The sequence below is a fragment of the Asticcacaulis endophyticus genome (assembly GCF_014652575.1).
GTDB lineage: Bacteria > Pseudomonadota > Alphaproteobacteria > Caulobacterales > Caulobacteraceae > Asticcacaulis > Asticcacaulis endophyticus.
Map to the genome: position 1 here is coordinate 441,775 of NZ_BMZB01000003.1, position 11,854 is coordinate 453,628.

Genomic DNA, 11,854 nt, shown 5'->3' on the forward strand with positions numbered 1-11,854 from the left:
CATATCTTTAGTTTGAAACTCGGCATCCGTTGTGACGCCCGACCCGATAATCCCCGGATCGCTGACCACACGGTATTCGGTGTGCCAGTCCTTAGCCGTCACAGTGCTCCTGACATAACCACGCTTCTGGCCATTGAGATAGGCGACATGCGGATTGGCATCGCGCACCGCCATCATGTCACCCGCCCACGGACAGTGCGACGCAATCGACGTGCCGGCAAACTCATAACCGATCTTTTTCGAGTTCGGATCGGTCGGGGTTTCATGCAGTGTCATCGCGCCTGAGATATGCCAGTCACCGGACAGCACCACCGGCGTGCCGTCAGCCTTGGCCAAGGCCTTGGCAATCTTGTCACGTTGCAACGGATAGCCATCCCACTGGTCGAGGTTACGCACGGCGGCTTCCGGCCCTTCATTATAGCGGAACGGTGAGAACCAGGTCTGGGACGCCAGCACATTAAACGCCGCGTCCGATGCCGACAGTTCCCGCAACAACCACTGCTCCTGAGTTGCGCCGGTAAGCGTGCGTTTCGGATCATCCAGCGCCGCGCACGGAGCCTTGCGATTATCACCACAGGCCTGATCTGAGCGGAACTGACGGGTATCAAGTAGATGCACCTGCGCCGGGCCGAAACGATAGCGACCATAGAGCTGAATCTTCGATTTAAGCTGCTCAATCACCGGCGGCTTTTCGATCGGCATATGTTCCCAATAGGCCTGAAACGCCGCCAGCTTGCGCACCTGAAACTCTAAGGGCGTCTGGGCCTCCGGGTCTTGGGGGATATCACCGGCCCAGTTGTTATCGACCTCATGGTCATCCATCGCCACGATCCACGGGGCGGCGGCATGGGCGGCCTGTAAATCCTTATCGCTCTTATAGAGCGCATAGCGATTGCGGTAGTCCCACAGGGTCACGATCTCAGCGGAGTTGTGCAGGCGCACCGTCTCAAACGCCTGTCGTTGACCATTGCCCAGATCGCGCATCCGCACGCCTAAGGTGCCGATCCCGCCTTCGTAGATATAGTCACCGACATGGATCACGCAGTCGGGCAACCATTTGGCCATATCACCATAGGCCGTGAAATAGCCGCTCTCATAGCTCTGGCAACTGGCCAGAGCCAGCTTAGCCGACGGATCATTGCGACTTGAGGTGCGGGTGCGGCCAACAGGGCTTTCGTCCTGCCCGTAATAGAATTGATACCAGTATTCGCGGCCCGGAGCCAAACCATCGACGCGCACATGGACCGAATGGCCATCGCGGCCGGAGGTGGTGAACACCCCTTCGCGCACGGTGGTTTTCATCTGTTCATCAGAACTTAAGCGCCAGCGCACATCGACCGGCTCAGGCGTCATACCGCCGCCTTTGAGCGGATCAAGCGCCAGCCGCGTCCACAGGATCATGCCGTCATCGCGCGGACTGCCCGACGCCACACCGAGCGTGAAATGATAGGCCCCGGAGGCTGCGCGCGCCACCGCCGGTATCCACAGGCTTGCGGCCGATCCGGCCAGAAACAGTCGTCTGGAGAACATGAAACACCTTTTTGAAACGAAATAAAAAAGGCCATGTCTGAGACGCAAACTACGCTTCAAACATGGCCTTCTGAGATGAGGCTTTTTAGGGCGCGGATCACGCGACCGGACGACGCTTATGACCGTTTAACCGGCCCGCCCGACCTTTGTGATCCTGCGCCTTTAGAACGGGACACACACAAAGTTAGAGGTGAATTTTTGTTTAGTCGCTCTTTCTTAGCCAAAAAGTGGAGCCACTTTTTGGGAAAACGCTTACTAGAACTTGGTGGCAAAGGTCGCGTAGAAGCTGCGCGGCTTACCTTCAAACGGATAGCCGTAGAAATAGCGGTCGTCCGTGTTGGAATATTCGCCGCGGTTAAACGCTGCTCCGTAGAAATTGTTCCCGTAGCCATAGCGTTCGGCATAGTATTCGTCGAACAGGTTGACGACGCGGAACTGGAAGCGGTGCTGCATCTCTTCACCGGCCAGATAGGTGACCGACGCATTGACGACCGTGTAGTTGCCAAAGTTCTTGCTATATCTCGGCACGCCGGTGTCCTGGCCCTTGCCGCCGACCGCAGGCTTTGTCGTCCCCGGTAAAGCCGGACCGCCACGGGCCCATTCCGCGCCCTGGAAGCGCGGCAGCATCTGGAACTTCAGGCGGCCATCTTTAGAACTCCAGTCAATCGCACCGGTGGCAAACCACGACGGGGTTTCCTGAAGTTGCAGGCCTTTGCGTGAACCGGCGGTTTCAGACGCATCCGTGCTGGTATAGGCCAGACCGAAGTGCCACTGATCACCGATATGGAGATCAGCTTCGGCGGTCATGCCCTTGATCTTGGTGATGGCCGATGAGTTGAAATAGGTGTTTACCGTCAGGCCTGATGTGGTCGAAATCCGGTTGGTAATTTCAGTGTCAAACCCACCGATTTCACCGCTGACCGTGAACGCGCCAAAGGTGTTGCGATAGCCAATACCGGCGTTGAAGGTCTGGGTTTCTTCCGGCAGCAGATCAGGATTACCGAGCGTAAAGACCGGGCTGGTGGCCTGCGGCGGACGCGGGTTGTTGATATAAAGCTCATTGGTCTGCGGCAGGGAGTAGGACGTGCCGCCATTGGCGCGGATATAGGCGTTACCCATCGGCTGACGCACACCAAATTTCCAGATGGTCTTGGAGTCAAAGGCGTCCGAGAAATCCGTCCGCACCGCCAGCGAAATGTTGGTCGAGGGGCTGAAGGGCAGCTTGGGGTGGAAGTCAAAGAACACGCCGGTCGTGGCATTGTCGTTATTGGGGGTCGCAAAGGCTTCAGACGAGTCGTCCTTATAGGACACGTACTGAACGCCGCTGACCAGTTCGAGATACTTATGCACCTGCCACAGGGCGCGCACGGTAGCGCCATATTCCTTATAGCCGGATTTGAACTGGTTGGTGGTGCCAAAGCCGTGGGCAAAGGCAGGCTCGACAGCGCCTGTCCACGCTCCGCGCGGAATAGTGACGGTCGGATTGTTCGGATCGATACAACCAGCGGCTATGCGGCAGACTTCCGGATAAAGTTCAGCGTTCCAAAGTTTGGGGTTCGAGTAATAGGCAGACGCCTCAACCGATAAGCTGTCGCTGAAATGCTTTTTGAACGACGCGTCCATAATCGGATAACGCAGGGTATTGGGAGAATAGGACTCGCCCGACGGGAACGGGTCCTGGAACAAGCTCTCGACCAGAATGGCATTGGCACGGAACTCAGTATTATCGTCGATCTTCCAGAGATATTTCGCGCCGATATTGTTGCGGTTATAGGGGTAATCCTGAATACCACCGGACAGGGCGACGTTGTCGGTGAACTTGGTCGGGTCAAAGATGCGCGGTGAATCTGTTGCCAGCATGGTGCCGTAAACCATCAGGCTGTGCTTGCCGGCCTTATCGAGCGGGAACGAATAATTGCCCCAGATTTCGCGCGTCTCGAACGAACCGTAAGAGATGCCGAACTCGCCTTTGCGGGTGCCGTCCGGCTTTTTGGTGATGATATTGACGACGCCGATGCCGCCGTTTGAGCCGTAATAAAGACTGTTGCCGCCACGATAAACTTCGATGGTTTCGATCATGTGCGGGTCCATCGCGGTCGCACCCCAGATGTTCTCCAGCGCCGGGCCACGGTCATAGGTCGGCACGCCATCAAGCGCCACCAGCGTATCGCGATCCCCGCCGCCATCGAGACGAATGGTGAACTCGCCTTCGTCGGGCGAATAGCCGATATTGACGCCTTTCACCAGAAACTGCATGGCTTCGGCCAGGTTAATCGCGCCGGAATCTTCGATCTGCTGGGCAGTGACGATCTGAACCTCAGTGCCGTAGGCTTCGGATTGTTGAGCCGCCAGGGTCTGACGCGCCATTTTCTTGGCCTCGACCGTGACGGTCTGAACCGGTTCGGCGGCATCGGCGGCCACGTCGTCAGCCGCATGGGCCAGAGTGCTCAGGCTGCAACCGAGAGCCAGCAGGCCCATCAGCGAACCATAAGGTGCTTTCAAAAACATGATATATCCCCAAAATATGGAACCGGTTACGCCACCGGCAGCAGCTCCCCCGGCTCATGCGCAAACACACTCAGCGCCCAGGGTTCGATGTGAAATTTACCAACGGCTCATGACACTAAAAAAAGCGAATGATGACAGTTGGATGAATTTTACTCATTTTTACTATTATTATAAACTGAGTTTTATTTACCTCACTATTGACCCAGCAGTTCGGCAAAGCGAAAACCGTCTGTGGAATTGATCAGCAGGCTGTTGGCCCCAAAGGCGTCAGCGCCCGCCACATCGGTCAGCGGGTTATCGCCCAGCATGACCGCCTGAGATGGCGGAACCCCCAAGACCGCACAAGCCCGCGCAAACAGGTGCGGTGACGGTTTACCGATGATATCGACACTTACATTATGGCCTTCGACGCAGGCCATAATGGCGGCCAGCAGTGCGCCGGTTTCCGGCACGATCCGGCCGTCCGCGCCGGGATGGGTCTTATCGGGATTGGCCACAATCAGCCGCGCCCCGGCCTTAAGGCGGTTCACAATCCTCTCAAGGCGATCATAGGAAAACCCGGTGTCGCGCATCAGGACAATCACGTCCGTCGTGTCGTCATTGAGGTTCAGACCCAGACTGCGGGCATGGTTTTTCATGACCTCATTGCCGATGACCATGACGGTATCGGCGGTCTTAATGCCCTGCGTGACGCTCACGGCTTCGGCCCCGGCCAAAAAAATGCGCGCCGGGTCGAAATCAACACCTTCGCGCGCCATTACTCTGGCAAAATCCTGCGGCAGATGGGTTGAATTGTTGGAGACAACCGCCGCCCGGTCGCCCCACACTTTAAGAAAGCGCACGGCGTCCGGCAGCAACCGCTCCCCCAGCGCCAGACAGCCATCCCAGTCAAGTAGTACCGCCTTTGACGCGGCCAGAAGATCTTGCGCCGCATCCAGCCGCCGCGTTTGTGAAGTCATCAGATAATTCAAATTAGTCACCGAAAATATGAACCAAACTCAGTTTGATTGTGGTCAGAGATATAGATATGTTCAGCTAAAGCCTGCGACGCGTGATCAGGTGTCACAGAATCATGCCTTGAAAGACGTGAGGGCGATCTGCGATAGGGCGGCGAGCCGAAATGGAAACCGATATGAACGATACGCCCCAAAGCCAGACCCCAAATCAGCCGTCTGAAAATGCCCCGGTTGAAAACGCTCTGGTGCGGATCAATATCGCCTATCCGACCCTGGCCAAAGGCGCGCAACGCATTGCCGACTATGTGCTGGCCCAGCCCGATCGCATTGTGCGCATGTCGGTCACGGAACTGTCCGAGGCGACGGGGGCATCTGAGGGCAGCGTCATCAATTTTTGCCGCAAGCTGGGCCTGAGCGGGTTTCAGCATTTGAAACTTAGTCTGGCTCAAGAAACGGTGCAGCCGGTTCAGTTCATTCACGAAGACCTGAACCGCGATGACGATCTGCCCGCCGTCTGCCGCAAGATTTTTCATTCCGGCATTCAGGCGTTGCGCGACACCCTGTCTGTTATAGACCCCAAATCTCTGGCCAAGGCAGTGGAGGTTTTCCGCAACGCCAAGCGCATTGAAATCTATGGCATCGGCTCTTCGGCCCCGATCGCCGAGGACGCCCATTACCGGATGCTGCGTATCGGCCTTGAAGCCAAGGTTGTGATCGACAGCCATATTCAGGCCATCAGCGCATCGCGCACCACGCCTGATGTAGCGGTTCTGACGATTTCCCATTCCGGTGCTACCCATGAGACGGTCGCGTCAACCAAACTTGCCAAGGCCAATGGTGCGAAAACCGTAGTGATTACTAATTTTGCCCGCTCGCCCATTCAGGCTCATGCCGATGTGGTGCTGTTCACCATGGCGCGGGAGACGTTGTTCCGGACCGAGGCCATGACCAGCCGGATCGCCCAGTTGTGCGTGGTCGATGCCCTGATCGCCGCCCTCGCTCTGGCGGATTACGATCAGGCCACCGACACCTTGAAGCGCACGTTCGATACTCTGTCGATCAAACGATTTTAAACCCTGCTGCTTGACCGCCCATGAGCGGATCGCTGACCGAGGCCTTGCCGGTTTCCAGCCGTCCGGCAAAGCGGCGCTCAAACCCTTGAGCGGTTATGGACAGGTCGTACCAATGGCCGCTTTGGGCGGCATCGAAACTACGCTTTACGGTCTGACCGGGTTTGAGGGTGATGTCGCCCGCCGCCCCGCCGTAGGCCGAGCCATCCAGCCGAAGCGTCAGGGGTGCTGTGTGCCGATTACGTAGCGACAGGCTGACTTGCACGGTTTTCGCATCACCTTTGAAGGTCACTTCAGGCTCACTGACCGACATCTGGCCCTTCAGCGTGCGATTGAAGCCATTTGGCCCAAGCACCCAGAAATCATAGCTTTTGCCACGCGCGGTGGCGGGCCAGACATCCTTAAGCGACTTTCCGGCTTCTACCGTGTAGCGGCGCGGGATGGCCTCCAAGTCCAGCCGGTCATAGACCTGAAAGACCGCGCCCTTATGGCCCGAATTGACAAACTCCATGCCGACCTGCGCGTCCCTTACCAGTGCGCGAACCTCAAGGTCATAGGGCAGAGGCCGTGACGGACGCGAACCCTCCTCCTGCACCAAGACCTGCACCGCAACCGGCGGTTCGATGCGCTTACGATGGATCTGGGCAAGCACCGCCTTTTGTGAACCCGACGCATCCGGCAGTTTGGGGAAGGCTGGCTCATTCGGTGTCGCAAAATCAAAGGCCGAGGTCAGGTCACCGCACACGCTGCGGTGCCACGGGCTGATTGCCGGAATGGTGACATCGAAACGCTTTTCCAGAAACTGCCCGACCGAGGTATGGTCAAACACTTCCGAGGTTACCCAGCCGCCGCGGCTCCACGGTGAGACCACATACATCGGCACACGCGGCCCAAGGCCCCACGGGCGCACCGGCCCGCTGATGGTGTCATCCTTGACGCGGTATTTGTTATCTTTGTCGTTGAAATAAAAGCCTTTAAGATCGAGCGTTGACTTACCCGCCACCTCACCGGCGGCTGTATAGGACGGCGGCGCGGGCGGCGGCATGTGGTCAAACAGGCCGTCATTTTCATCAAAGGTTTGGAAGAACACCGTCCGGCTCCACACCTCCGGATTGGCGGTCAGGGCCTGAAGGATACCGGCGGTGAACTCTGCGCCCTGCAAGGGGGTCGAGGCCGACGGATGCTCAGACCAATCCTTGGGCGGCAGTATCCACGACACTTCGGGTAAGGTGCCGTCTTTTACGTCCTGCGCGAACCGCTCCAGCGACCAGTTCGACATACCCTTCTCATAAAGCCCTGAGCCCGGCTTGGCGTTGCGGAAGCTTTCAAAGGCGAGGCCACCGTGCATCGCTCCGGTCCAGTTATCGTTCGGGTCCTGATAGATGCGCCACGACACCCCTGCCCCTTCGAGGACATCCGGTATGGTCGGCCAGCTAAAAGCCGAGCCCTGATAGGTGTAACCCGGCTCCGGCAACGCGCCCTTGATCCAGCAGCGCAGGTTATTGGGCTCAGAGTCAGCGTCCGTACCGTTGATACCCTTGGCGCGCAACTGCGGATCGTGATTGGCCCCTGACCAGAACACAATACGGTTTGGATCAGTGCCGGTGGTGATCGAACAATGATAGGCGTCGCAGATGGTAAAGGCTTCGGCCAGAGCGAACTGAAACGGGATATCGTCGCGCTTATAATAGCCCATCGAATAGGGGTTTTTATATTTGGGCCAATAGCCGAACTTGCCCTGATTCCAGGCGGCCTGAGAGTCGCTGAACGAATGAGGAGTCCCCGGCACGGCGATGGCGTTGGTGGTTTTGGTATCGAGATGATAGGGTGGAATTTCGCGCGCGCCGTCGGATTGTTTCCAGACCGGTCCATTTGACATCGGCACCGGATGGCGATCACCAAAGCCGCGCACGCCTTTCAGCGTCCCGAAATAGTGATCGAATGACCGGTTTTCCTGCATCAGGATGACGACGTGTTTGACGTCCTTGATCGTACCTGTCACCCGGTTGGCAGGGATCGACAAAGCGCTGGCAATGACCTGTGGAAACACTCCACCCGAAGCACTGACGGCAGCGCCTGCCCCCAGCATCCGTAAAAATCCGCGCCGATCTGCACCTGACATTATACCGCTCCCTGACTAACCGAAGTTCAGGGTGTCGTACCGCAGCTACATGACACAATAATGAAATAAACTCATTATTGCGAATTATTATAATAAATTTCACTCACCTCGTGTTGGTAGGTTAGGTCGCAACAATGTAATAACATTGATTGAGCCGAATCGCGCGCTTGTAGACTTCATTCCTTCCAGCTTGGCTGAAAAACCCACCGGTGGATATTGTGGATCGCGTTAACATAGGGGAGAGTTGGCAATGAAGCGGGCCGAGCATGTATAATTCACCGGTCCGCTTTGGCTGTAATCGTTCACTCCAATGGAGTCCGCAATGGGCCAAGTCCGGCTGTAATTACAAACACCGCTGTAGCCCCTACTCTCAATGCTCGGTAAATGATAAAATCGGGCGCCGTTCAATAAAAATTTAGGGAGGCGGTATGAGCAAGCACCTTGGCAAAAGCATTGACCGCCGGGAAGGCCTCCGAAAGCCAAAATTTTCAAAAGGGCTGATAGAAGAGGCGAGGGATTTATTTCAAAAACGAACAGACCGCCCTCTCACAGACGAAGATGCTAGGGAAATGCTGGAAAACCTAACCGGCTTCTTCATGAGTCTGCAACTTCTCGATCGAGAACAAAAAGCTCAACAAATTGTCCGCAAGGAGATTGAAGTAGAGGTTGCGGAAAGTCAAGTGTCCGCTTGCTGCGAGCAAAGTTTATTGGCGGCCGAAGAAACAATTTCACCAAAGCGATTAGTGCGCAGGCGTCGCCCCATTCCGCGAGCTAAAGGCTAAGCGGTGCAACACTCCAGTGCTACGGCCCGTTATAATTCCCGTAAATGCGAAACAGCCAATTAAAGAGCATTGCAAATTATGCGATTAAATTTACCCGGAGAGCATATAGGACTCGAACAAATATTTCATAACAATTTCAACCAGATACAAAATTCGGCAATATATTGCCGCAAAAGTACGAATTGCCGAACTTTTTAAGCTGTTGAAAATATAGGGCAAAATTACCCAAACTGAAAATTGGCTGAGATTTGCACGCGAGTTTAGAACACTTTGCTTGGCTCCCGATAGAGTTTTGAAAGAAAAACTGGAGGCAATACGGCGCGATGAATTCGGCTGGTTGCGTCGAACGGGTACATAAGCGCACAACTCATCTTTATATTCCTATAGATCACCTCCATTAATTCCATTTTGCGAGAAATAAGCTGCGATATATCTTCCCTCCATTTATGCGGAGTTATATCGCAGTGCCCCTTACGGTCTCACAAGTTCCGGCTCGCGCCGAATGCGGACATTTTGCTCAACCGCGAAGCAAGCTGCCAAAAACCGAACATTCAATGGAGCTAATGACTAAAGGTCATACGCACGCCCACATATCGCGCCGAATCTCGCGCCGGGATTTGGACGACAGACATGGAGTTGGTTCGCCCGTCAGATTGGCGGGCGGCGACATAAAACGTATCAAAAACATTGTTGACGAAGGCAGTGACTGAGTATTTCCCGCCCCGGTCATGCAGCCCTGCCGACAAGTCCAGAATGCCAAATGACTTCTGGCGGGCTCTGGGGTCCTGGTTCATCGACATCAACGTTGCACTCTGCCATCTGTAGACAGAACTGACTACGAGCCAATGGTTTGGATCAGGCCGAAAATGATTGTCGCTCATGACATTGAACTTCCAGCGCGGCGCATACGGAAGTTGCCGTCCTGAGAGGTTTTGGCGCCCCGGCGCGCCTGAACAGCCTTCCGCAACGGTCTGTCCGGGATAACAGGGGGCACCGGTATATTTGACGACCTTGGCATCGAGATAATGCCCGGCAAGCGTTAACCGCCAGTCAGGGGACATACGACGAAAAGCGTCAAATTCTACGCCTTGGGTGCGGACTTCATCTATGTTTGTCAGGAAATCGGTTGAGGCATCATAGTCCGCAGCCTGACTTTGAAAATTTTCATAATCAACACGAAAAACCGAAAGGTTGGCGTAGTCGCCCTTCGTGTTTCGTACCCGCCATCCCGCCTCAATGGATTTCGTCGTTTCCGGCCTGGCAGGGCCGCGGTCTGCCCGATCCTGATTAAATCCGCTTGTGAGATCAAAGGCAGCACCTTTAAACCCCGTCGCTAGCGCCACATACAGCGTATCATCCTGATCGCTGGTATGCTGCAAGCTCGCCCGGTAGCTGTTGGCCGTCTCCTTATGCTCACCCGAAAACGATGCCCCCGCAAGCAGGTCGTCAAAACGATATCCGATGGTTTTATGTTGCGATCGCGCACCGACTGACAGCGAGTTTCGAGGCTGAAAAGTCCAGTCAATCTGACCGAACAGGTCCGCGTCACGATTGGTCGCAAGGGCATTCCATCGGTGTTGACGAAACGCAGGGCCACGCGCGCTTTCAAGACTGACCTCATGGTCAGCTACAAACACGCCAACCATATATCTGAAAGGATCTGCGGGCGACAGTAGGCGAAATTCCTGTGTTTTTCCCGATGAGTGGTACGTGCCGAACTGAACATTGCCTTGAGTTGTAAAATTCGCAAACCGCGGCTCAACATTCAGCAAATTGTCGTAATCGGACTGACTGAGGCGACCGGCACTGATCTGGCGGGTCGCATAGTTTGGGATAACACCCCCGTCGGAGTCTATTTGGTCGCGCATCCTAAAATCCGTGACGGTGCTGACTGAGCTAAATCGGAAGCCGCCCCCGAAAATATGATCAAATTTTAAGGATGCCCCGCCGTCGAGTAAGTCAGCAAATGTGCGCGTATCCTGATGAAGCGTGCGGTTGTGTTCGCCAGGCATAATATCTTTCAGGAAAACATCCTGCCCCTCCTCGACCGGCCCGCCGTCAGGATTCAAGGTCGCCCCGTCTGGAATTTCATACAACGCATAGGCGCAACAGGTCGTCCGGTTGTGACTGTACCAGGCCGTCAGCAAGGCCTGGGTTTGCCGACTTGGCGACCACAGTAGTTTTGTTCTGAGGCTCTGGCTGGTATAGCCATTGACGGTCTTGTTCAACGTCAGATTTTTGACCGAACCGGCATAGTCTCCGAGATTAACAGCGACACGAAAGTAGAGATCGTTCGCAGCAGGTCCCGACGTATGAAACGACACTCTGCGTTCCTCGTCAGACGTCATCACGTTGGTCAGCGAGGCGGTGAACTCTTTCGTGGGCCCGGCCGTCATAATATTAACCGCCCCGCCGGAGGCTGACCTGCCGTAAAGGGTGTTTTGAGGCCCGCGCAGAATCTCGATGCGGTCAACGTCCGTCATATCCATGAATGATCGGGCCTGAAACATCGCGGGCACATCATCGACCTGCACCAGCACGCTGGGTTCCGCAGAAATGGAATAGGCGACGGTGCCAATGCCCCTTAGCGAATAGGCGCTGTTTGCCGGTGTATCGCCTTGAATGACGGTTAACGCAGGCACGACCTTGGATAGTTCTTCGATCTGTTCCGAACCCGACATCTCCAGCGATCGAGCCTTGACCTGCGACACGGCCATGGGAATCCTCTGAAGATTTCGGGGCCGTTTGGTCGCGGTGACAATCACCACAAGGGGTTCCGGTTCCACGGCCGGTGCGGACACCGGAGGAGGTGTTGTCGGCAATGGCAGTTTGAGGTGCCCCTAGATTGCTAGACACCTTGCGCCTTCAAAATGCGTTGTCTGTTTT

General features: G+C 55.6%; 7 protein-coding genes. 2 read left to right on the forward strand and 5 right to left on the reverse strand.

Features of this window, described 5'->3' with window-relative positions:
• The 3 genes from IE102_RS13095 to IE102_RS13105 form a co-directional block, all read right to left on the reverse strand.
• The coding region (locus IE102_RS13095) for an alkaline phosphatase D family protein (RefSeq protein ID WP_189487368.1) at positions 1 to 1,530 on the reverse strand (1,530 nt) is incomplete at its 3' end.
• Positions 1,531 to 1,785: 255 nt separating this feature from the next.
• Positions 1,786 to 4,038 carry a TonB-dependent receptor plug domain-containing protein gene (locus tag IE102_RS13100; RefSeq protein ID WP_189487370.1) on the reverse strand — a complete coding sequence of 751 codons (2,253 nt, stop codon included), beginning with the start codon at positions 4,036 to 4,038 and terminating at the stop codon, positions 1,786 to 1,788.
• Between the two features lie 194 nt (positions 4,039 to 4,232).
• Positions 4,233 to 4,997: an HAD-IIA family hydrolase gene (locus IE102_RS13105; protein WP_189487372.1), complete on the reverse strand. Its 765-nt coding sequence runs from the start codon at positions 4,995 to 4,997 to the stop codon at positions 4,233 to 4,235.
• 173 nt (positions 4,998 to 5,170) lie between these two features.
• On the opposite strand from IE102_RS13105, the gene IE102_RS13110 reads away from it, so the two are divergent.
• Positions 5,171 to 6,067 (forward strand): MurR/RpiR family transcriptional regulator, encoded by an 897-nt coding sequence (locus IE102_RS13110; protein ID WP_189487374.1) that lies wholly within the window; start codon positions 5,171 to 5,173, stop codon positions 6,065 to 6,067.
• Here the strand turns inward: IE102_RS13110 and IE102_RS13115 are convergent.
• Positions 6,054 to 8,186: a phosphocholine-specific phospholipase C gene (locus tag IE102_RS13115; protein WP_189487375.1), complete on the reverse strand. Its 2,133-nt coding sequence runs from the start codon at positions 8,184 to 8,186 to the stop codon at positions 6,054 to 6,056. The two genes, IE102_RS13110 and IE102_RS13115, sit on opposite strands and share 14 nt — an antisense overlap.
• Positions 8,187 to 8,614: 428 nt before the next feature.
• On the opposite strand from IE102_RS13115, the gene IE102_RS13120 reads away from it, so the two are divergent.
• The gene (locus tag IE102_RS13120; RefSeq protein WP_189487377.1) at positions 8,615 to 8,968 is read left to right on the forward strand and encodes a hypothetical protein; all 354 of its coding nucleotides are present in this window, start codon (positions 8,615 to 8,617) and stop codon (positions 8,966 to 8,968) included.
• Positions 8,969 to 9,528: 560 nt separating this feature from the next.
• Here the strand turns inward: IE102_RS13120 and IE102_RS13125 are convergent.
• Positions 9,529 to 11,769, reverse strand: a complete 2,241-nt coding sequence (locus IE102_RS13125; protein WP_308429928.1) for a TonB-dependent receptor — start codon at positions 11,767 to 11,769, stop codon at positions 9,529 to 9,531.
• Between the last annotated feature and the right edge of the window lie 85 nt (positions 11,770 to 11,854).